Source organism: Arthrobacter sp. K41, assembly GCF_059089645.1.
Map to the genome: position 1 here is coordinate 399,275 of NZ_JBNHEW010000003.1, position 19,843 is coordinate 419,117.

22 protein-coding genes are annotated in these 19,843 nt (G+C 65.4%); 12 read left to right on the plus strand and 10 right to left on the minus strand.

Translation table 11 applies throughout. The features are described from left to right. Nucleotides 1–2: 2 nt before the first annotated feature. Nucleotides 3–554 (plus strand): dihydrofolate reductase family protein, encoded by a 552-nt coding sequence (locus AC5RTE_RS09450; protein ID WP_494041127.1) that lies wholly within the window; start codon nucleotides 3–5, stop codon nucleotides 552–554. On the opposite strand, the gene mmuM is transcribed toward AC5RTE_RS09450, so the two are convergent. Further along, nucleotides 551–1,531, minus strand: a complete 981-nt coding sequence (gene mmuM, locus AC5RTE_RS09455; RefSeq protein WP_494041128.1) for a homocysteine S-methyltransferase — start codon at nucleotides 1,529–1,531, stop codon at nucleotides 551–553. The two genes, AC5RTE_RS09450 and mmuM, sit on opposite strands and share 4 nt — an antisense overlap. A gap of 100 nt (nucleotides 1,532–1,631) precedes the next feature. Between mmuM and AC5RTE_RS09460 the strand changes: the two genes are divergently transcribed. Genes AC5RTE_RS09460 through AC5RTE_RS09470 form a run of 3 tightly spaced genes read left to right on the plus strand, consistent with a single transcriptional unit; the run spans nucleotide 1,632 to nucleotide 3,650 of the window. Beyond that, on the plus strand, nucleotides 1,632–2,075 hold the full coding sequence (locus tag AC5RTE_RS09460; RefSeq protein ID WP_494041129.1) for a hypothetical protein: 444 nt from the start codon (nucleotides 1,632–1,634) through the stop codon (nucleotides 2,073–2,075). Further along, on the plus strand, nucleotides 2,072–2,827 hold the full coding sequence (locus AC5RTE_RS09465) for a cyclase family protein (RefSeq protein ID WP_494041130.1): 756 nt from the start codon (nucleotides 2,072–2,074) through the stop codon (nucleotides 2,825–2,827). Before AC5RTE_RS09460 ends, AC5RTE_RS09465 begins: the two co-directional genes overlap by 4 nt. A 55-nt stretch (nucleotides 2,828–2,882) precedes the next feature. Beyond that, complete coding sequence (locus tag AC5RTE_RS09470) at nucleotides 2,883–3,650, plus strand: IclR family transcriptional regulator (protein ID WP_494041131.1); 768 nt, start codon at nucleotides 2,883–2,885, stop codon at nucleotides 3,648–3,650. Here the strand turns inward: AC5RTE_RS09470 and AC5RTE_RS09475 are convergent. From AC5RTE_RS09475 to AC5RTE_RS09490, 4 genes are all read right to left on the minus strand, one after another. Then, nucleotides 3,647–4,411 (minus strand): IclR family transcriptional regulator, encoded by a 765-nt coding sequence (locus AC5RTE_RS09475; protein ID WP_494041344.1) that lies wholly within the window; start codon nucleotides 4,409–4,411, stop codon nucleotides 3,647–3,649. The two genes, AC5RTE_RS09470 and AC5RTE_RS09475, sit on opposite strands and share 4 nt — an antisense overlap. Before the next feature lie 144 nt (nucleotides 4,412–4,555). Beyond that, nucleotides 4,556–5,995, minus strand: a complete 1,440-nt coding sequence (locus AC5RTE_RS09480) for an amino acid permease (RefSeq protein WP_494041132.1) — start codon at nucleotides 5,993–5,995, stop codon at nucleotides 4,556–4,558. 256 nt (nucleotides 5,996–6,251) lie between these two features. Next, nucleotides 6,252–6,872 carry an FMN-binding negative transcriptional regulator gene (locus tag AC5RTE_RS09485; RefSeq protein WP_494041133.1) on the minus strand — a complete coding sequence of 207 codons (621 nt, stop codon included), beginning with the start codon at nucleotides 6,870–6,872 and terminating at the stop codon, nucleotides 6,252–6,254. A gap of 17 nt (nucleotides 6,873–6,889) precedes the next feature. After that, a complete protein-coding gene (locus tag AC5RTE_RS09490) occupies nucleotides 6,890–7,825 on the minus strand; it encodes a DMT family transporter (RefSeq protein WP_494041134.1) in 936 nt (311 codons plus the stop codon). Between AC5RTE_RS09490 and AC5RTE_RS09495 the strand changes: the two genes are divergently transcribed. After that, nucleotides 7,824–9,233, plus strand: a complete 1,410-nt coding sequence (locus AC5RTE_RS09495; protein WP_494041135.1) for an aminotransferase-like domain-containing protein — start codon at nucleotides 7,824–7,826, stop codon at nucleotides 9,231–9,233. The genes AC5RTE_RS09490 and AC5RTE_RS09495 overlap by 2 nt on opposite strands. On the opposite strand, the gene AC5RTE_RS09500 is transcribed toward AC5RTE_RS09495, so the two are convergent. After that, the gene (locus AC5RTE_RS09500) at nucleotides 9,230–10,048 is read right to left on the minus strand and encodes an SDR family NAD(P)-dependent oxidoreductase (RefSeq protein WP_494041136.1); all 819 of its coding nucleotides are present in this window, start codon (nucleotides 10,046–10,048) and stop codon (nucleotides 9,230–9,232) included. The genes AC5RTE_RS09495 and AC5RTE_RS09500 overlap by 4 nt on opposite strands. A 175-nt stretch (nucleotides 10,049–10,223) precedes the next feature. Between AC5RTE_RS09500 and AC5RTE_RS09505 the strand changes: the two genes are divergently transcribed. The 4 genes from AC5RTE_RS09505 to AC5RTE_RS09520 all read left to right on the plus strand — a co-directional run bounded on the left by AC5RTE_RS09505 (nucleotide 10,224) and on the right by AC5RTE_RS09520 (nucleotide 14,207). After that, entirely contained in the window at nucleotides 10,224–11,303 is a 1,080-nt protein-coding gene (locus tag AC5RTE_RS09505; protein WP_494041137.1) for a permease, read from the plus strand. Then, entirely contained in the window at nucleotides 11,296–12,048 is a 753-nt protein-coding gene (locus tag AC5RTE_RS09510; protein ID WP_494041138.1) for a TIGR03943 family putative permease subunit, read from the plus strand. Before AC5RTE_RS09505 ends, AC5RTE_RS09510 begins: the two co-directional genes overlap by 8 nt. Nucleotides 12,049–12,098: 50 nt before the next feature. Continuing rightward, nucleotides 12,099–12,485 carry a TfoX/Sxy family protein gene (locus AC5RTE_RS09515; RefSeq protein WP_494041139.1) on the plus strand — a complete coding sequence of 129 codons (387 nt, stop codon included), beginning with the start codon at nucleotides 12,099–12,101 and terminating at the stop codon, nucleotides 12,483–12,485. Nucleotides 12,486–12,623: 138 nt separating this feature from the next. Further along, a complete protein-coding gene (locus tag AC5RTE_RS09520; RefSeq protein ID WP_494041140.1) occupies nucleotides 12,624–14,207 on the plus strand; it encodes an alkaline phosphatase D family protein in 1,584 nt (527 codons plus the stop codon). 84 nt (nucleotides 14,208–14,291) lie between these two features. Here AC5RTE_RS09520 and AC5RTE_RS09525 read toward each other — a convergent pair whose 3' ends face one another. Beyond that, nucleotides 14,292–15,695, minus strand: a complete 1,404-nt coding sequence (locus tag AC5RTE_RS09525) for a GntP family permease (RefSeq protein WP_494041141.1) — start codon at nucleotides 15,693–15,695, stop codon at nucleotides 14,292–14,294. 42 nt (nucleotides 15,696–15,737) lie between these two features. After that, nucleotides 15,738–16,274 (minus strand): gluconokinase, encoded by a 537-nt coding sequence (locus AC5RTE_RS09530; protein ID WP_494041142.1) that lies wholly within the window; start codon nucleotides 16,272–16,274, stop codon nucleotides 15,738–15,740. Nucleotides 16,275–16,463: 189 nt separating this feature from the next. Here AC5RTE_RS09530 and AC5RTE_RS09535 point away from each other — a divergent pair, with 189 nt between their 5' ends. Together AC5RTE_RS09535 and AC5RTE_RS09540 are read left to right on the plus strand one after the other, a co-directional pair. Next, the gene (locus tag AC5RTE_RS09535) at nucleotides 16,464–17,198 is read left to right on the plus strand and encodes a FadR/GntR family transcriptional regulator (RefSeq protein WP_494041143.1); all 735 of its coding nucleotides are present in this window, start codon (nucleotides 16,464–16,466) and stop codon (nucleotides 17,196–17,198) included. A 199-nt stretch (nucleotides 17,199–17,397) separates the two neighbouring features. Further along, entirely contained in the window at nucleotides 17,398–17,730 is a 333-nt protein-coding gene (locus AC5RTE_RS09540) for a hypothetical protein (protein ID WP_494041144.1), read from the plus strand. A 74-nt stretch (nucleotides 17,731–17,804) separates the two neighbouring features. Here the strand turns inward: AC5RTE_RS09540 and AC5RTE_RS09545 are convergent, their stop codons facing one another. Both AC5RTE_RS09545 and AC5RTE_RS09550 read right to left on the minus strand, forming a co-directional pair. Continuing rightward, a complete protein-coding gene (locus tag AC5RTE_RS09545; protein WP_066274236.1) occupies nucleotides 17,805–18,008 on the minus strand; it encodes a cold-shock protein in 204 nt (67 codons plus the stop codon). 186 nt (nucleotides 18,009–18,194) lie between these two features. Beyond that, nucleotides 18,195–19,019, minus strand: coding sequence for an alpha/beta fold hydrolase (locus AC5RTE_RS09550; protein WP_494041145.1), 825 nt, complete (start codon nucleotides 19,017–19,019; stop codon nucleotides 18,195–18,197). Nucleotides 19,020–19,316: 297 nt separating this feature from the next. Here AC5RTE_RS09550 and AC5RTE_RS09555 point away from each other — a divergent pair, with 297 nt between their 5' ends. Continuing rightward, nucleotides 19,317–19,766 carry a DUF4383 domain-containing protein gene (locus tag AC5RTE_RS09555; protein ID WP_494041146.1) on the plus strand — a complete coding sequence of 150 codons (450 nt, stop codon included), beginning with the start codon at nucleotides 19,317–19,319 and terminating at the stop codon, nucleotides 19,764–19,766. The last annotated feature ends 77 nt before the right edge of the window (nucleotides 19,767–19,843 follow it).

Here is a 19,843-nt window from a genome sequence, read left to right on the forward strand (position 1 = left end):
TCATGCGCAAAGTCACTGCCGGTCTGTTCCACTCCGTGGACGGCGTGGTGTCCGATCCCTACAAGTTCCAGTTCGACAGCTTTGACGCCGAACTGGGTATTGGGATGACCCGGATGATGGAAACCGTGGACACTGTGGTGCTGGGCCGGGTGAGCTACCAGGAGTGGGCGGCCTACTGGCCGAACGCTTCGGTGGATGAGGACTTTGCGGCATTCATCAACCCCGTGGAAAAGTTCGTGGCATCCCGGACGCTGAAGGACCCGCTGGAATGGCAGAACTCGCAGCTGATGGACTCCCCGCTGGAGGAGTTCATAGCCAAGCTGAAGGAGCGCGACGGCGGCGAAATCGCCGTGTGCGGCAGCATCTCGGTGACGCGGCAGCTGTTGTTCGCCGGGCTGCTTGATTCCCTCACGCTGATGACCCACCCCGTGGTGGCCGGCAGTGGCCGCCGCCTCTTTGAGGACGGCGACCCCACCACGCGCCTTGTCCTTCAGGACCAGTACCGCACCAGCAAGGGCAACGTCATCAGCACCTACGGCCGGCTCGAAGGCTAAGCGGGCGGGATAGCAGCTGCGACAGCGGCGATGTCGGCGGGCGTGGTCCGGCAGCAACCACCAATGATGCGGGCCCCGGCCTTCTGCCAGGCAGCAGTGCCCTCCGCCAGGGTGCGGGGCTGCGTCTTCTGGTCCGCTCCAGGACCCGATCCGGTGTTCCCGCTTGCTTCGGCAGGTCCCCAGGTCTTGGTCACGGGATCGTAGGCCTCCCCGGAGTTGGGATAAGCCACCAGCGGTTTGCCGGTGGCCTGCCCCAGCGCGGCCAGCGCGGGGCCGACCAGTCCCAGCGGCACGCAGTTCACGCCAATGGCTGCAATATGGGGCTGCGTGTCCAGGAGTCCGGCCACGGCTGCCAGCGGTGTGCCGTCACTGATGTGCGTCCCATCCCGCAGGGAGAAGGAGAACCAGGCTTCGACGCCGTATTCCTGGCTCAGGGCCAGGAGTGCCTCGGTTTCGGCTAACGAGGGCAGGGTTTCGCAGGCGAGGAAATCGACGCCGGCATCCACCAGCGCCGCTAAGCGGGGACGGTGGAAGTCCCGGAATTCGCGCGGTGTCAGGACATAATCCCCGCGGTATTCCGAGCCGTCCGCGAGGTAGGCACCGTACGGGCCGACGGATCCGGCGATCAGCAAAGGTCCGTCCCCGGGGGCGGCGGCCAGATGCTCGCGGCGGGCCTCATCCGCCAACCTGACCGACAACGCCACCAGCTCCAACGCCTCCTGCTCCCCCATCCCCCGCCCGGCAAACCCCTGGGGCGTGGCCTGGTAGCTGGCCGTTGTCGCAATCCTGGCACCTGCTGCAAAGTAGTCGGCGTGGACGGCCTTAATTACTTGGGGTTGCTCAAGCAAAACCTTCGCCGACCACAAGGGATCGTCGAGGTTGCAGCCGCGGGCCTCCAGCTCGGTGGCCAGGGCGCCGTCGGCGGGCAGGTGCCTGCCTGAGTCCAGCAGGGATGACAGCATCGCATTGACAGGCATGCAGTCATAATACGCATCTTCTTATGCTTGTAATGATTATTTCTTTCTGTCACGATGGCAGGCAACCGTCAGCCCGGCGGGAGGAAAAGAGGACAGGTTCTTGGACGTTCAACTTCATCCGGTACGCAAGCTGCGCGTGCATTGGCCCATCAGCGGCACCACCTTCGCGCAGCTCGCCAAAGGCAAAGCGAGCGCCTTCCGCGACGATCCCGGCATCGCGCATCTCCTTCAGGCTCTCGCGCAGTTCCAGGAGTTGGGCGACTTTGGCAGCTACAAGCATGTATTCGAATCCGGCCTGGGTTTCGAGGGCTTCACCACTTCCGAGGGCGCCAATCCGACATTAGGCCGCGTGGGCGAGCAGACCCTGTCTCCAACGTTTGTGTTCACTACCTACTTTGATGCCTCCCTGGAGGATGCCGCCGTGGAACGCTTCATGCGCCAGATCGTGGAGATCCACCCGTGGGAAGTACCCGTCATCGAACTCACCGGCCCGATCAGTGTGTCCAGCAGTGCACTGGCACCCCAGGGAGCTGCTGCATCATGACGGACACCACCATCACCGCTTCCCTGTGGGACAACCTGCAGCAGCTGCTCGCAGGCAGGCAGTTCGTCGACCTGACGCACGCCTTCCACCCCGGGCAGCCACACTTTGCCGCCTTCCCGGACGAGGAACGCGAAGCGCTCTTCGACCTGGAGAAGGGTGACGGGTTCACCGCGCACCGCTATTCGATCGTGGGCCAGTGGGGAACCCATGTGGACCCGCCCTCGCACTTCATCCGCGGCGGCAGGACCCTGGATCAAATCCCCGTCCGGGAGATGATCCTTCCGCTCGTGGTCCTGGACATCTCCGCGCGGGTGGCCGGCAACCCGGATGCCGTCCCTACCCTGAAGGACGTGCAGGACTGGGAAAGCCGGAACGGCGCCATCCCCGCAGGGGCTTTTGTGGCCCTGCGCACCGGCTGGAGCAGCCGGTGGCCGGATCCGGACGCCATGGCCAACCGGGACAAGGACGGGTTGAGCCACACGCCAGGCTGGTCCTTTGAGGTGCTGTCCTTCCTGGTCAACGAGCGGTCGGTTGCAGCCGTAGGCCACGAGCAGACGGACACAGACCCCGGCCTGGCCACCTCCCGGCAGGATTTCAGCCTGGAAACCTTCGTCCTGGCACAGGACCGCTGGCAGATTGAACTGCTGGCCAACCTGGACGGGCTTCCGGAGTCCGGCGCCGCCGTCGTGGCAACCTGGGCCAAACCGCTGGGCGGCAGCGGCTTCCCGGCGCGCGTCATTGCCATCTGCTGAGTCCGCCCACCGCGGGCCGGCGGCGGGCCCGGACGCCCTCCACTAAACTCAGTCCATGCCTAAAACCTCCAGCATGGGCCGCGGGATCATGGCCGTCCTTGCTGTTGGCGCACGCCACGCAGCAGGACACCCCGGCGGGACAGTGGCAGACATCGCCGTGGACCTGGGCAAGGACCGCAGCCAGGTGTCGCGCAACCTGCGCAGTGCGGAGCAGGAGGGCTTCCTCAGCCGCACCAGCCAGCGCACCTACACCCTGGACTGGTCCGTCCTCACCGATGCGCAACTGCTGACGGAACGCCGTTTACAGTCCGACGGCGGCAGTGCCCTGGAAGCGCTGGCCCGCGACACTGACGAAGCATGCTTCCTCGGGGTCCTCAGTGGCGACAGCACGGTGACCATCGCCGAAAGCGTCCCGGCCAGCAGCAACCTGGTGGGCTCCTGGCTTGGCCGGCCCTACCCCGCCTACTGCAGCGACGCCGGGCAGGCAGTGCTGTGGGAAGCATCGGAGGCAGAGGTGCGGACTGTCTTCGCGGACGTCGACTTCGTGCGCCACGGCCCCAACACGCCCGCCGGCGTCGAAGACTTCCTGGCCCGCCGTGATGCCGCCCGGGCACGGGGTTACACCATCGTGGACGAGGAGGCCGAACCGGGCCTCTACTCCCTGGCCGTCCCCATTCGGGATTTCAAGGGGGACGTGGTGGCGGCGCTGCAGATCGTGGGCATCAAGGAACGTCTGGAACCGCGCCGGGAGGCATGCGCAGCGGCTTTGGCCGCACAGGGACGGTGGCTCGAGAGCAGGCTCGGCCACCAGCCGCAGGACTAGCCTGGCGCCGGAAAGGATCCGAGCCGTTCCGCTGCACTGGTGAGCGCCGCGCCGGCGTCCATCCGGGAGCCGATCCTGGCCGGGCTTCCCAGCACGCTGAGCGAGGCCAGGATGGCACCGCCGGCGCCGCGGACGGGCACCGCGAATTCCACCACGTTGTGCTCGAATTCCTCCGCAGCCGAAATGTAGCCGGCGGCATGGTCCCGGACCATCCGGTCCCACACTTCAGAATTGGAATGGGCAGCCCCCGGGCCACCGATGCCGACGTAATTCACGTCCCGGAGCAGGGCCTCCAGTGCGGGACGGTCGTGGTCCCACAGCAGTGCCCTGCCGGCACCGGTGCACCATACCGGCGTTACCATGCCCGGCTTCACGAAGCTTCCGGGAACGGCGTCGTTGCTTGAACTCCTGACCAGGATCACGCGGTAGCCGTCCCGGACCGAGAGCCGGGCCCGCAGCCCCAACGAGGCCACCAGCGCCTCCAGCACGGTTTTCGCTTCCCTGACCCAGCCCGTATTCAGCGAGGCGGCGAGGGTGAAGAATCGTCGGCCGGTCCGGAACGGGCCGCGGTCCACGCGCTCAAGCAGCCCGAGGTCACACAACTCCTGGGTGAGCCGGGAGACGCGGCTTTGCTCCATGTCCAGTTCGGCCGCCAGCTGGGAAACCCCCAGCAGTTGCCGGCCCCGCTTCTCGCGGTCGGCCACCAGCCGTACGATCCGGAGGCCCTGCGCCATTGACGACGCCTCAGCGGAAGGATCCACGCTCATTTGCCCTCCCCGCCGGAAACCTCGCCCTATTCTGCCACGGCAGCATCGATCCAACAGGAAGGCCGGAAAGAACGACGGCGGCCGGCGGGAAGGTGCCAATAACCGCCCGGCCCGGCAGCCGCCGTCGTCCGTTTCCTTTTACTTAGTGGGCTGGGCCTTGCGTCCGTGCCGGAAGTGGAACCAGGCGTAGCAGGCGGCCACGAAGGGGATGCCGAAGTAGAGCGCGGCGGCCTGGGTGGGGTCCAAAGCGATGCCGATCAGGGAGACGACGCACAGCGTGAAGGCGAGGATGGGTACCAGCGGGAACAGGGGGGCCTTGTAGGCGAGCGCGGCGACGTCGCCGCCGTTGCGGACGAAGGCGCGGCGGTGGAAGAAGTGCGAGGCGGTGATGGACATCCATACCCCCACCACGGCGAAACCGGCCACTGACACCAGGACAAGGTAGACCGTCTCCGGGGCAACCACGCTGCTGATCAGCGAGGCGACGCCGCCCACCATGCTCACCGCGAGCGCAGTCAAGGGGATCCCGCGGCGTGTCAGCTTTTTGAACGCGCGGGGCGCGTGGCCTTCGTCCGCGAGGGAGTAAAGCATGCGGGCGCAGGAGAAAAGTCCGCTGTTTCCGGCGGAGAGGAGTGCGGTGATGATGACGAAGTTCATGATGTCGGCGGCGAACGGCAGGCCGATGGATGAGAAGACCGTCACGAACGGGCTCTCGTCCAGGCCCACCTCGGTGTACGGGATGGTGGCGGCAATAACAGCGATCGCGCCGACGAAGAAGATCAGCAGGCGGAGCACGGTAGTGCGCATGGCCTTGGGGATGCTGGTGGCGGGATCCTTGGTTTCCCCTGCTGCCACGCCGATCAGTTCGGAACCGGAGAAGGCGTAGAAGACGGCGAGGACGGTAACCAGGACGCCGGTGAAGCCGTTGGGGAACAGTCCGGCCTCCGTGGCGAAGTTCTCGAACAGGAACGGGTGCTCTCCCCCGCTGCTGAGCGGGCGGAAACCGAAGAGGGCCGCGCCGCCCAAAACGATGAGGCCGATAATGGCGGCCACCTTCACGATGGCGAACCAGAACTCGGACTCACCGAAGAACTTTGAGGACACCGCGTTGAAGCCGAAGAGGATCGCGGCGAAGACCAGGCACCAGACCCAGACCTCGACGCCCGGAAACCACCGTTGCATGAGCAGACCGGAAGCGGTGAACTCCGAACCGATGGCCACAGCCCAGCACAGCCAGTACAACCACGCGGTAGCGAAACCGGTGGCAGGGCCGATGGAGCGGGCGGCGTATATGTGGAACGCGCCGGAAACCGGGTAGGCGATGGCGAGTTCGCCCAGGCAGGCCATGACCAGGTACACCACGAACGCGCCCACCAGGTAGGCAATCACCGCGCCGAGCGGGCCGGCCTGGGAAATGGTGTAGCCGGAGCTGAGGAACAGGCCGGAACCGATCACGCCGCCCATGGCGATCATCACCAGGTGGCGCGGGCCCATGGACCGGCGGAGCCCTGACTCCTGCCGTTGCCTTGCCAAACCGGCTGGCTGCTCTTCCAGGGTTAGCGGAGCTGAGGGATCCACGGGCGTCTCCAATGCGGGGGTCGGGCGGTGCGGGAGGGGGCGCGTGCAGTCCCCTGGTCCCGGCACCGGGAAACGAAGGAATGCACGTTATCAGTGCTGAAAGTAGCACGAGCGTCGAATTTTCAGTCATCAAAGACATGTATTCATGCTTATATTGCACGCTGTTACTCCCAGCGACCGGCTTAGTGCATGCAGGACGGCGCCGCTCGCCCGCGATTCGGGGGCGGGCGAGCGGCGCCGCACTTCCCTACCGGGGTCAGCGGCGCACGCGTTCGACGGCTGCAGCGCTGGCTTCCTGCCCGCTCGCCCGAAGTCCTTCGACCACGCCCGCGGCATCCGCTGCGGAGCGGTTCTGGCTGAGCTTTTCCTTGGCCTCGATACGCGTGATCACCAGCTCGACGCCCACGATGGCGCGCAGCTGCCCTGCGATGAACGGCTTCGGGGCGTCGTCGACGGACCAGGGGTGTTCCCGGCCGTCCTCATGCAGCCGTGTCAGGCGGCGGACGTGGCGGCCCAGCCAGTCGACGTCGTCATGAATGATTAATTCGCCGTAGACGTGGGCGGTTGAGTAGTTCCAGGTGGGCACCACGCGGCCGTGCTCGAGCTTGGAGGGGTACCACGACGGCGAGATGTAGGCATCCGTGCCCTCGATGATAGTGAGGGCTTCCCCCTTGGGCAGGCAGGAAAATTGCGGGTTGTTTCTCGCCGCGTGTGCGTGCAGTGCACCGCGCTCCCCCACGGTGGGCTCGTAGATGTAGGGCAGCATGGTCGCCAGCAGGCCCTGGTCCGTCATGGTGACCAGATTCGCCGCAGCAGGCCAGGTGAGGAGGTGCTGAACGGCGTCGGCGCCGGCTCCAAAGTGGGCGGGGATGTACATGATGTGGTCCTTTCGGTTCAGGAGATAGGGGCGGCCCGGCGGAACCGGACACGAACCGCGGCACCGGCGCACGCGATCACGGCCAGGCCGCCGAGGATGGTGGTCCAGGTCAGCGCCTCGCCCAGCAGGAGCGCGGCCCAGCAGATACTGAGAACGGGCTGGAGGAGCTGGATCTGGCTGACCCGTGCCATGGGTCCGATGGCGAGTCCGCGGTACCAGGCGAAGAAGCCGAGGAACATGCTGACGACGGCGAGGTAGGCGAACGCGGCCCACTCGGCAGGTGTTGCTGACGGCGGCTGGGCTGCAACCGAAAGGACGGCGAGGACCAGCATCAGCGGCAAGGCGAGGATGAGTGCCCAGGCGATTGTCTGCCAGGAGCCGAGTTCCCTGGCCAGCAGGCCGCCCTCGGCGTACCCGACGGCGGCGCAGATGACGGCCCCCAGCAGCAGCAGGTCTGCCCAGTGCAGGTGCCCGAACCCGCCGGACTGCAGGAACGCGAAGCTGATGGCTGCCAGCGAGCCGAGCATCATGACTGCCCAAAAAGCTGCGGGCGGGCGTTCCCGGGCGCGGAGCACGGCGGCCGTTGCCGTCGCAGCGGGCAGGAGTGCGATGACCACGGCGCCGTGCGCGGCTGGAACGGCAGTGAGGGCGTAGGAGGTGAGTAGCGGAAATCCGACGACGACGCCGCAGGCCACGAGTGCCAGCCTCGCCCAGGTGAAGGCGGACGGGAGTCCCTGCCGGGTCAACAAGAGGGCTGCGGCGGCGAGGGTTGCTGCGATGACAGCCCGGCCCGAGCCGATGAAAAGCGGGGATAGGCCGGCTACCGCCACGCGGGTGAAGGGCACCGTGAACGAGAAGGCCGCCACGCCCAGAAGTCCCCACCAGATTCCGGTCGGGGTGCTGGGCAGTATCACTGGCCGTTTTACGGCAGTAGCGCTACTCTGTTGTCTCATGAACAACGATAGCAGTTCCCGCATTGTTCTGGCATTAAGGCAGTGGATTTCCGCAGCCACCCCGGGTGCCCGGCTGCCGTCAACCCGGTCACTGGTGGCCGAGTACCAGGCGAGCCCCGTAACGGTGCAGAAGGCGCTACAAGCCTTGACGGTTCAGGGGCTGATTGAGAGCCGGCCCGGAGTGGGGACCTTCGTGCGGGCGGTCCGGACTGCCCGGCCGGCCGACTACGGCTGGCAGACGGCAGCTTTGGGGGCCCCGCCGTCGGCCCTGCCCTCCGCTTCCGGCACCATGCGGGATGTTCCCAACAGCGTCATCCCGTTCCACTCGGGATACCCTGACCGGGAGCTGCTGCCCGAGCGCCTTGTTCGCGCGGCCCTGGCGCGCGCCGCACGGGGTGATGCTGCGCTGTCGCGGCCGCCGGCGGCAGGCATGCCGGAACTGCAGCAGTGGTTCGCCCAGGAGCTGGGGTCGGCCACGCCGGTTGGGGTCTCTCCCCCGACGCCAAGCGACGTGATTGTGCTGCCGGGCAGCCAGAGCGGACTCAGTTCGATTTTCCGGGCGCTGGTGGGTGCGGGCCAGCCTCTGCTGATGGAGTCGCCCACGTACTGGGGTGCCATTTTGGCCGCGGCGCAGACGGGGGTCCGGGTTGTCCCGGTGCCCAGCGGGCCGGACGGCCCTGATCCTGTGGCTTTAGCCCGCGCCTTTGAGGAGACCGGCGCCCGGGGTTTCTACGCGCAGCCCAACTACGCGAATCCCACGGGAGCGCAGTGGGCTCCGGGGCGCGGCGGGGAGGTCCTCGAGGTGGTCCGCCGGCACGGCGCGTTCCTGGTGGAGGACGACTGGGCGCATGATTTCGGGATCACGTCCGATCCTGTCCCTGTGGCCACGCAAGACGACTCCGGGCATGTCATCTACGTCCGGTCCCTGACCAAGAGCGTTTCCACCGCCATCAGGATCGCCGCGGTCATTGCGCGCGGCCCGGCACGGGAACGGATCCTGGGCCAGCGGGCGGCGGAGTCGATGTACGTCAGCGGTCTGCTGCAGGCCGCGGCGCTGGACGTGGTGAGGCAGCCAGGGTGGCAGACTCACCTGCGGAGCCTCCGGCAGCAGCTGCAGTCGCGGCGGGACCTGCTGGTCACCAGCGTCCGGGAGCATGTTCCGCAGGCCCATGTCGAGCTGTTGCCCAAGGGCGGGCTGAACCTGTGGCTGCGGATGCCGGACGGGACGGACCTGCCGCGGCTGACGAGGGACTGTGAAGACGCAGGCGTGATGATTGCCGCCGGCACCGAATGGTTCCCGGCCGAGCCCGCCGGCCCGTTCGTGCGGCTGAACTACTCCGGCCCGAACCCTGGAGCGTATCCGGAGGGCGCCCGGATTATCGGTGAGGCGCTGGCCAAGCAGTCCTAAGCCAGGACCAGCTCTTCGCTCTTTTCCCACAGCCCGCGCGCCAGCTCGGTATCGTATGCCTGCGGGTTGGCCTTGGCCAAGGCGCGCTTGGTGTAAAAGGCGCCGGAGAACCAGTCCTTGCCGGGTGTGCCGTTGATAAGCCATAGCAGGGTGTCGGCGCCTTGGTCCGGGGTGAGCATGAACCGGTTGAGCACGGTCTTGTACGCGTACCGGAAAGGGCTGGTGGACTCGGCCGCGAAGTTGGTGCGGACCACGCCCGGGTGGAACGCCGCCGTCGTAATGCCCTGGTTTCCGTAGCGGCGGTCCAGCTCGGCGGTGAACAGGATGTTGGCGAGCTTGCCGGTGCCGTAGGCGCGGTTAGTGGAGTAGCGGCGCTCGGCCGTGAGGTCGGAAAGGTCGAGCGTGCCGAACGCGTTGGCGGCGCTGGACGTGTTGATTACCTTGGCGTTGCTGGCCGTGAGCGTGTCCATCAGCAGCGTGGTGAGCAGGAACGGCGCAAGGTGGTTGATTTGGAACGTGGATTCGTTGCCGTCAGGAGTGAGGGCGCGTTTGCCCATGATGCCGCCGGCGTTGTTGGCCAGGACGTCGATGCGGGGGTAGTCGGACTTCAGCTGGGCAGCGAGCGTGCGGACCTGCTCGAGCTCCGAGAAGTCACTGACAAAGTAGTCCGCGTTGAGCTCCTTGGCGATGCTCCGGGTCTTCTCCCCGGACCGGCCGACGATCACCACCTGATCCCCCGCCTCCACCAGCGTCCGGGCCGCTGCTGCCCCAATGCCGTCGCTGGCGCCGGTGATCACGATCGTGCGAGGAGTCAAGGGGTGTCCTTTGGTCGGGGAAGTTCCAGGGCTCGGGATGGAGCGCACTGCCTTTGGCACAACGACGGCGGCACGGTCCGTGTTCCCTGCTGCACCCGTCTGCCAGGCAGACTGCTTTCCCGACATCTGAACCTGCCGTCTTGAATCCGGTAGGTGCGCCCATTAGCCTCGCTGCATGGGCCAGCCGCATCTTGGGCCAGAGAACTTGCCGGACCAGCTGGCACACCGGGGGCGAACGTCGTCGTCGGCAGCAGCTTTGCGCCTCGCGCAAGCGAAAACCCGCCGCACGAACCTGGTGCTGCTGGCCGTCATCCTGGTAACCGTTGCCTTCTTTTTCCGGACGTTGATGCCCTCTTCCACCGCCGGCATCGAAGGCGCGGCCCGGGACTTTTTCACGCTCTCCATCAGCGTAATAATCGAGTCGCTGCCGTTCCTCTTCCTCGGCATCCTGGTGTCCATCCTCGTCCAGATCTGGCTGCCGGAAAACTTCCTGCTTCGCAGGCTCCCGGGGAACCCGATCCTTCGCCGGGTCTGCCTCTCGGTCCTGGGCATGCTGATGCCGGTCTGCGAGTGCGGCAACATCCCCATGGCCCGCGCCCTTATGACAAGGGGCCTGACGGTGGCTGAATCCATGACCTTCCTTTTCGCCGCACCCATCATCAATCCGGTCACGATCATCACCACCCACCAGGCGTTCGGCTGGGACAACAACATCCTCCTGGCCCGGATAGCGGGAGGCTTCCTCATCGCCAACCTCATCGGTTGGATCTACAGCCGTCACCGCCGTCCCCAGGACCTGCTGACGCCCCGCTTCGAAGCCATGTGCGCCGCGGCGGACCATCCAGACCCGGGCGGAAAACTTGGGCGCAGCGTGACGCTGTTCGCCCGCGAGACCAACGCCATGATGCCCGCACTGTTCATCGGCGCCGGGCTCGCCGGCCTCATCCAGGTGGGCGCACCCCGCAACCTGCTGGTTGCAGTGGGGAACGATCCCGTATGGTCCGTGCTGGCGCTGATGCTGCTGGGTTTTGTGGTGGCCGTCTGTTCGACCGTGGACGCCTTCCTGATCCTCTCGTTCGGCTCCACGTTTATGCCCGGCGCCATCGTCGCGTTCCTCGTTTTCGGCCCCATGATCGACGTCAGGATGCTCGCTCTGCTGCGCACCACGTTCACAGCCAGGACCCTGCTGCAGCTCACCCTGCTGATAGCACTGTGCTCCGCCATACTCGGGTGGGCGGTGAACTTCCTTGCTTAGGGGAATCGCGGAACGGTCCGGCTTTACGCTGGGGCTCATCGGAATCATCTCCACTCTCTGGCTCGGGGCCACTGGAAAGCTCGAGCTTTACATCCATCCCCGCTACGTCGTATTCACCATTGCCATGTCCCTCATTGCCGGGGTACTGGCAGTGGCGGCATTGGTCCTCAGGCGCGGCGGGCACTCCCATGACGACGGCGATGATCACCACGACGACGTCGGGCGGCGGCCGCTGCGGGCCGCCGGGAGCCTGCTCACTGTGTCCGCTGCCGTCGTCGGACTGCTGGTCCTGCCGCCATCAGCGCTGACCTCCGCCACGGCCAACCAGCGCGACCTCAACAGTTCGGGCACGCTCAGCCGCCACCAGACCACACAGCTGATCAACGGTGGCGAAAAGGACTTTGACGTCAGGGAGTGGGCATCGCTGCTTCGCCATGATGCGGAGCTCCTGTACCTCAACGGCAGGACCGCCAGCATCACCGGGTTCGTCACCATGGACAAAACGAATCCCGCTGCGGTGTTTTACGTGACGCGGTTTGTCACCACCTGCTGCACTGTTGATGCCCAGCCGGTCGGCGTCCCGGTGCACCACCCCGGCTGGCAGAAGGACTACAAAACCGACACCTGGGTCACTGTTACGGGGACCTTCCGCCGCAACCCCGAACCCGATGCCAAGGTCCCGACAATTTTCGTCCCGGACGCCATCACCCCCACCAGCCAGCCGGACCGGCCCTACCTCCACTAGCCCGTCACGGCATATCCTGCACACACCAGCCAACCCCGGGGAGGAACACCATGGAGATGCCAAAGGCGACGGACCAGGACAAGGAACGTTTCCGGTCGTTGGTTCCGAACCACCCGGACGTCACCGTCAAGCCCATGTTCGGGAACCTGGGCGCCTTCGTGAACGGCAACATGTTCGCCGGGCTGTTCGGGCCCACCATCGGCATCAAGCTCTCCCCCGGGGACCGGGAGGAACTCGAAAGCGCCGAACGGACCGTCCCGTTCGGGCCCGCGGAGCGCCCCATGGGCGGCTACACGGGCCTCCCCGAAATGTGGAACGAGGAAGGCGATGGCGACGACGCGCGGGCGAAAGCCTGGATCCACAAAGCCTTCGAGTACATGGCGCAGCTCCCGCCGAAGGAGCCAAAAGCCTCAAAGCCGCGGACAGCAGGCAAGTAAGTCCGGGTCGGGCTGGTGTGCCGGTTCGAGCGCGCGTCCTGGCGATGGCTGAGCGTACGACTGCTCTTGTCACGCAGTTAACCAGTCATTCACATGCTCCTCAGGACCTGTCCAATTAGCCTTCCTACCGTTTCACTCATGGACAACATCTCACGCAGATCCCTCATTGCCGCAGGCCTCGGTGCCGGCCTCGTCGCCGCGCTGCCGGGTGCCGCCGTCGCCACCTCAGTCGCGGACGACGCCGGCCTCCGCACCGACCCCTTCCTGCTGGGCATTGCATCCGGTGAGCCCTGGCCGGATGGCTTTGTCATTTGGACCCGCCTCGCGCTGGACCCCCTTGCCGAGGACGGCCTGGGCGGCATGCCCTCCCGCCAGGTCCCCGTGGCCTGGGAAGTGGCAGAAGACGAGGGAATGCGCACGGTAGTAGCGCGCGGCGTCGAACACGCACGGATCGAAACTGCGCACTCCGTGCATGTCGAGCTGAAGGGCCTCAAGCCGGGCCGCGAATACTTTTACCGGTTCCGCAGCGGGCGGCACATCAGCCCGGTGGGCCGTACTCTCACCGCCCCGGCGCTGCATGAAACACCGGCCGCGCTGGCCATGGCGTTCGCCAGCTGCTCGCAGTACGAGCACGGATATTTCACCGCCTACACGCGCCTGGCCCAGGACCACCCGGACCTCGTGCTGCACCTGGGCGACTACCTTTACGAGTACAAGAAGGGCAGTTACGTGATCGGCGGTGGCAATCCCCGCGACCACCAGGGTCCCGAAACCACCACCCTGCAGGGCTACCGGCAGCGGCACGCCCAGTACAAGTCCGACACCGACCTGCAGGCTGCGCATGCGATCGCACCGTGGCTCGTGGTGTGGGATGACCACGAGGTGGACAACAACTGGGCGGACGAGGTCCCCGAGAACCGGGACGCGAACCAGCTCAACGACACCACCGGGCGTTTCCGCCAGCGCCGGGCCGCCGCCTTCCAGGCCTACTACGAGAACATGCCGCTGCGCGCCTCGTCAGTCCCGGCGGGGTTCGACATGAAGATTTACCGAACCATTCAGTGGGGCCAGCTGGCCAACTTCCACATGATGGATACGCGGCAGTACCGTGACGACCAGCTCGCCGGCGACGGCTGGAAGAAGAACGTGGCTGAACGCCTCGCGGAGAACCGCACCATCACCGGTGCCGAGCAGGAGCAGTGGCTGCTGGACGGGTTCAGGAACTCCACGCAGCGCTGGGACATCCTCGGCCAGCAAGTGTTCTTCGCCGAGCGGGACCGCGCCCAGGCCCTCGACGTCGACGACGTCTCCATGGACGGCTGGGACGGCTACGCCTCCTCCCGCCGCCGCATTACCCAAGGATGGGTGGACGCAAAGGTGCGCAACGCCGTCGTCCTCACCGGCGATGTACACCGCAACTGGGCCAACGACCTAAAGGTGGACTACAAGGACCCGGGCTCGCCCGTGGTCGGCTCGGAGCTGGTGTGCACGTCCATCACCTCCACCGGCAACGGATCCGGCTCCACCACCGACCCGGTGATGGCGTGGAATCCGCACCTGAAGTTCTATAACGATTCACGCGGATACGTGAACACCCGGATCACCAAGGATGCGATGACCGCTGACTTCAGGGTGCTGGACCACGTCACCACCCCGGGTTCCCCTGTGAAGACGCTTCGCTCGTTCCGGATCCAGGACGGCGTCCCGGGCTTGCAGGCATAAGTCGCCCGGACTCCAAAAGCAGGTAGCGCCAAGGGTCGTTTTGACGGTTCAAGACGACCCTTGGCGCTACCACGTTGGGCCAGGCTAACCCGCCAGCCCGGCGAGCAGGAAGATTACGGCGGCGATGGCGAAGCCCATCACGCCGATGAGGGTTTCCATGACGGTCCAGGTCTTCAGCGTGGTCTTGACGTCCATGCCAAAGAATCGGCCAACCAGCCAGAAACCGGAGTCGTTGACGTGGGAGACCACCACGGAGCCGGCGGCCACCGCGATGACCAGGGAGGCCACCTGCATGCCGTTCAGTCCGGCCAGTGCCACGGCCGGGGCGATAAGGCCTGCGGTGGTGGTCAGGGCCACAGTGGCTGAGCCTTGGGCGATGCGGAGGATGGCGGAAATGATGAAGCCCGCCAGGATGAGCGGAATGCCCAGGTTGCCCAGAACGTCGGCCAGGGCGGCGCCGATGCCGGAGGTGCGGAGGACGCCGCCGAACATGCCGCCGGCGCCGGTGATCAGGATGACTGAGCAGACCGGCCCCAGGGAGGATTCGAGCAGCTTCTCCAGCGCGCCGGCGTCCTTGCCTCGCTTGGTGCCCAGGACGAACATGGCCACGATCACGGCAATCAGCAGCGCCACCGGGGTTTCACCAATGGTGCGCAGGACCTGGTACCACTGCTCATCCTTGACACCTTCGGGCAGGACGTTGGACGAGGCCAACGTGTTCAGGCCGGTGTTCATGAAGATCAGGACCAGGGGAAGGAGCAGCAGCCCCACGATGGTGCGGAAGCGCGGCGGGTTGGTCTCGGCGTCGGCGCTTGCGTGCCCCAGAATCTCCGGAACCGGGAGGACGAGCTTCCTGCCGGTGTACAGGCCGAAGAGGTAGGCGGTGACGTACCAGGTGGGGATGGCGACGATGAGGCCGGCGATGGTTACCAGGCCAACGTTGGCGTCAAAGAAAGCGGAGGCGGACACCGGGCCCGGGTGGGGCGGCAGGAAGATGTGCATTACGGAGAACGCGCCGGCGGCCGGCAGGCCGTAGCGGAGCACTCCCCCGCCCAGGCGGTGGGCAACGGCGAAGACGACGGGCAGCATGACCACCAGGCCGGCGTCGAAGAAGATGGGGAAGCCGAAGATCAGGGAGGCAAGACCCAGCGCGAAGGGGGCGCGTTTCTCGCCGAAGATGCCGATGAGGTAGTCGGCCAGGACCTTGGCGCCGCCGCTGGTTTCGACGATGCGGCCCAGCATTGCGCCCAGGCCCACGAGGAGGGCCACCGTGCCCAGCGTTGTGCCGAAGCCGTTGACCAGGACTGGCACCACCTGGTTGGCCGGGATGCCGGTGGCGAAGGCCGTGGCCAGGCTGATCACAATCAGGGCGAGCAGCGCGTGCATGCGCAGCTTGATGATCAGGAACAGCAGCGCGGCGATCGCTGCCGCAGCGATGAGCAGCAGGGGGCCTGCGCCCATCGTTTGAGTCCATCCTTCGATGGTCATGGTTCTCCTTTGAAACAGAACTGATTGGGGTGGGGGAAAGTTCTAAGACGCGTTATCTGCGGGAAGCTGCAGGGCTGCGGTGATGGTTTTGACCAGCTCTTCAGGGGACTTTGAGATGTCAAGCCGCAGGCTTCCGGCGGCCAGTTCGTCCTCGCTCAGCGGCTCGAGGGTGGCCAGCTGGCTGGGGAGGAGTGTGGGCGGCATGAAGTGGCCTTCCCGGCCCTGCATGCGCTGGCCGATGAGATCTGCTGAGCCGTGCAGGTGGAGGAACAGGACGCGGCCTTCGGCTTTGGCCAGCAGTTGCCGGTAGCTTTGCTTCAGGGCGGAGCAGGTGAGGACGGTGCTCTGGCCGGCCTTCGCCTTGGCGGTCATCCAGTTCTGGATCTCCTGCAGCCACGGCCAGCGGTCCTCGTCCTGCAGCGGCGTGCCCTGGCTCATTTTTTGGATATTGGACTGCGGGTGGAATTCGTCCGCTTCGGCGCAGGCCCAGCCCAGTTGCCGGGACAGAGCTGCCGCAATGGTGGATTTGCCGGAACCGGCAACGCCCATCACCACCAGGTGCGTGGCGGGATACTGCATGTTTTACCTCCGAGAAGACGCCGTTGGCTTAGGAAAGCGGGTTAGCGCCGCCCTATAGAAGAGGTGCGCTGGAGATAAGATATCACCTTTTGGCGGCACTGATACTACTTTTCAGTGTCACAAGTCATACCTATTAAGGCTTTTTGGGTATGCTGGTGTCGCGCCCAGGCGCAGAGAAAGGCAGGAACGATGTCGATGGCGACACCCCGGGACGCGGATAACGCGCACGACGGCGGGGCCTCCCCCGCCATGCATGAACGCGTTCTGGAGGCAGTTGGCATAGCCATCGCGTCCGGTGATCTTCCGCCCGGAAGCCGCCTCACTTTGGAAGGTCTTCAGCAGGAATACGGCATCTCCCGTACCGTCGCCAGGGACACCATGAAGGTCCTTGAATCCATGAATCTGGTGTACTCGCGCCGGCGGGTGGGCATTGTGGTGCAGGAGCGCCGGTTCTGGAACGTCTTTGATCCCAAGCTGGTGCGCTGGCGGCTCACCTCCGACCGGCGCGAGCTACAGTACAGCAGCCTGACCGAGCTGCGCATCGCCGTCGAACCTATTGCAGCGGCCGGCGCCGCGCGCCGGGCGAGCGCGGCCGAACGGGCAAAGCTGACGTCCCTGGCCGCTGACTTGCGCCGCTTGGGTGAAGCCGGCGAGCTCGAGGCGTTCCTGGCGGCGGACATCGAATTCCACTGCCTGCTGCTGGGGAGCTGCGGCAACGAGATGTTTCTGGCGCTGGAAGGCATGGTGGCTGAGGTGCTCACCAGCCGAACCAAACAGGGGCTGATGCCGTTCAAACCGCGGAATGAGGCCCTCCAGGCCCATGAGGACGTTGCTGCCGCCGTGGCGGGCGGAGACGCGGTCGCGGCTGAAAACGCGATGCACCATATTCTCGATGAGGTGCGGAACGCGATGGGACTGCGGTAAGCCCGGGGCACATGCCAGGATCCGGTGGTTGAGTTTGTCGAACCCCGGCGCCGGTGGCCTTCTTGCCCATATCTTGAGCAGACTTCCAACCTATTTCCAAGCCCGCGCAACTAAAATCAAGCGACCCGGTGAGAGCATTAACCCTCAAAAGTAGCGCCTGTGCTGCCGGCGATATTTAGGGGTGATCTGGATGCGATGGATGAAGGCAGCACGATCCTGGCTGTGGCTGGCGTTGATCTCCGCCTTCCTCCTCGGCTCGGTCTTTCTTACACAGTTCTCGGCGGCTTCCGGCAAGGACCTCGATGAGGCCTGTGAGGCTGCCGGCCGCGGGTTGGACCGTAACTTCCGGCTTCTGCATCCCCATGACGGGAGCATGTACTTCCCGCTGCACAACAGATGCGACGCCGCGTACGACATTGTTCCCGCCTGGGTCAACCCCTCGATGTCGGCCCTGGCAGCCGTCCTGGCTCTGTCCTTGGCGGGTGCACTGCTCAGCCGGAGTATGCGCGCCAGGAACGCACAGCCGGGTTAAGCAAAAGCAGGACCGGTCAATGACCGGCCCTGCTTCAAACTTTGAAACCCTAAGGCCCCAGTTTCTCTAAGAAATTAGAGGGACTGGATGTTTACGGCCTGGGGACCCTTGGGGCCCTGCTCGGTTTCGAAGGAGACCTTCTGGTTCTCTTCGAGTGAGCGGAAGCCGGAGGAAGCGATCGCAGAGTAGTGTGCGAAAACATCCTGTGAGGAGTCATCGGGGGAAATGAAGCCGAAGCCCTTTTCAGCGTTAAACCATTTGACGGTACCAGTAGCCATTATTTTTGTCCTTCGTGAAGGTGGAGGAAAAGTCCCGACTTTCGGGTCCTCCGGTGTGGGGTGTTCAAAACCGCTACTTCAGAAGAACGGGGACTTTCGACCCCGCGTACTGCCTGAACTACCAACTGCATAAACACAACAACAGGAACAACACTACAGGAGATTTCGGACACCGATTACCACAACTCAAGGCTCCTGCTGCGACCAGAACTCCAGGACGTTCCTTATTACCTCGCGGGGTGCAATCAGGAGTGGGGCAACGTGACCGGCGCCGCTAACCTCTGCGAACCTGCCGCCGGGCACAGACTCTGCTGCACGCTTCCCCTCGGCGCGGTCCAGCAACGCGTCGTCGTGGCCGGCCAGCATCAGGACGGGTACCGTCAGCCGGGGCAGCACCGGGCGGAGGTCAGGCCGGTGCAACATCACCGACTGCATGGCCCAGTATTTCCCGCGCCTGTCACCGCGCCCGAAAGCTTTCCTGACCGCATCGGCGGCGGAGGGATACGCCTTGTCTACGCCTTTACCGGCGAGCGCTTCCACGAGGAGCCCGCTGAATGGTCGCGGACCCACCGCCCGGTAGAGGTAGACGAGGAGCGCGTTTTGCCTGCGTTCGGATGTGGTCAGTGGATACGGCGGAGTACCGATGGTGGTCAGCGTTCGGCAACGGGTCGGGAACATGTCGGCGAATACGATCCCCACATGCCCGCCCCAGGCGTTACCCACCCAATCAACCGGACCCGCAACGCGCAGCGAATCAAGAACTTGTGACGCGGCGGTGGCGCAGTCCTGGAGTGTGTACCGCCTGTGCGGGCCGGGGCTGTCGCCGTGGCCCGGACCGTCGATAAGGAACAGTTCACGCTGCGCGCCCAGGTCCTCCGCCACGCCGTCGAACGTGGTGGAGTCGACGAACAGGCTGTGCCACAGGATTGCAGGGGCACCTGCGCCGGACCGGCGCACCTTGAGCGGCCCAAGAATGGTCTCCACCACCACCGAGGGAGCATTTGATACCAAAGCGGCCTCCAGATACGACTACTTGAGGGGTGTCCGCCCGTGACGACGGCGTCCTGGGCCCTAGTGTGCGGCGTCCGGACTCTGGTGGCAATGGTCCTTTGCAGTTCAGGCCCGGGCTGCACGTGGCGGCTCCGGAAAGCACGACGGCGACACGGACCACTGTGCCTGTCCCCGAATGAAAAAACTTTTGCCTTGTGACCCATCCGACCTGCGATAACACCCGAATAGCTTGCATAACCCGTTGGGCAGCCAGATTACTGCCGGCCCATAAACACATATCGCAATCAGGAGATCAGCATGGCAACACACACCAACACCGGTACGGCAGCGCGCACCAACGTCCAAAAGGCATCCTTGGCTGTTGGCGCCGTGTTCCTGCTGGTCGGCGTCCTGGGCTTCGTTCCGGGAATCACGGGCAACTACGACCAGCTGCACTTCGCCGGCCACCACTCTGAGGCCATGCTGCTGGGCCTCTTCCAGGTCTCGGCCCTGCACAACATCGTCCACCTGCTCTTCGGCGTGGCCGGCATCGCCTTGGCCAAGACCGCATCCGGAGCCCGCTCCTTCCTCCTCTACGGCGGCATCATCTACCTGGTTCTCTTCATCTACGGCCTGGTCATCCCCCAGGACACCGCCGGCAACTTCGTACCGGTGAACGGCGCCGACAACATCCTGCACCTGCTGCTCGGCGTGGGCATGGTGGCCCTGGCCGTGATCCTGACCAAGGGCCGCACGGCACGCGCCTAGTCACGTCCCGCCGCCACAGGCGCGCAAGAATGGCCCCGGCCGCAGCTTACGCTGTGGCCGGGGCCATTCTCTTGGGT

Coding starts and splice junctions, on each gene's coding strand:
- AC5RTE_RS09450 (WP_494041127.1), top strand. CDS start 3: ATGCGCAAAGTCACTGCCGGTCTGTTCCACTCCGTGGACGGCGTGGTG.
- mmuM (WP_494041128.1), bottom strand. CDS start 1,531: ATGCCTGTCAATGCGATGCTGTCATCCCTGCTGGACTCAGGCAGGCAC.
- AC5RTE_RS09465 (WP_494041130.1), top strand. CDS start 2,072: ATGACGGACACCACCATCACCGCTTCCCTGTGGGACAACCTGCAGCAG.
- AC5RTE_RS09470 (WP_494041131.1), top strand. CDS start 2,883: ATGCCTAAAACCTCCAGCATGGGCCGCGGGATCATGGCCGTCCTTGCT.
- AC5RTE_RS09485 (WP_494041133.1), bottom strand. CDS start 6,872: ATGTACATCCCCGCCCACTTTGGAGCCGGCGCCGACGCCGTTCAGCAC.
- AC5RTE_RS09495 (WP_494041135.1), top strand. CDS start 7,824: ATGAACAACGATAGCAGTTCCCGCATTGTTCTGGCATTAAGGCAGTGG.
- AC5RTE_RS09490 (WP_494041134.1), bottom strand. CDS start 7,825: ATGAGACAACAGAGTAGCGCTACTGCCGTAAAACGGCCAGTGATACTG.
- AC5RTE_RS09505 (WP_494041137.1), top strand. CDS start 10,224: ATGGGCCAGCCGCATCTTGGGCCAGAGAACTTGCCGGACCAGCTGGCA.
- AC5RTE_RS09515 (WP_494041139.1), top strand. CDS start 12,099: ATGGAGATGCCAAAGGCGACGGACCAGGACAAGGAACGTTTCCGGTCG.
- AC5RTE_RS09520 (WP_494041140.1), top strand. CDS start 12,624: ATGGACAACATCTCACGCAGATCCCTCATTGCCGCAGGCCTCGGTGCC.
- AC5RTE_RS09525 (WP_494041141.1), bottom strand. CDS start 15,695: ATGACCATCGAAGGATGGACTCAAACGATGGGCGCAGGCCCCCTGCTG.
- AC5RTE_RS09530 (WP_494041142.1), bottom strand. CDS start 16,274: ATGCAGTATCCCGCCACGCACCTGGTGGTGATGGGCGTTGCCGGTTCC.
- AC5RTE_RS09535 (WP_494041143.1), top strand. CDS start 16,464: ATGTCGATGGCGACACCCCGGGACGCGGATAACGCGCACGACGGCGGG.
- AC5RTE_RS09540 (WP_494041144.1), top strand. CDS start 17,398: ATGAAGGCAGCACGATCCTGGCTGTGGCTGGCGTTGATCTCCGCCTTC.
- AC5RTE_RS09545 (WP_066274236.1), bottom strand. CDS start 18,008: ATGGCTACTGGTACCGTCAAATGGTTTAACGCTGAAAAGGGCTTCGGC.
- AC5RTE_RS09555 (WP_494041146.1), top strand. CDS start 19,317: ATGGCAACACACACCAACACCGGTACGGCAGCGCGCACCAACGTCCAA.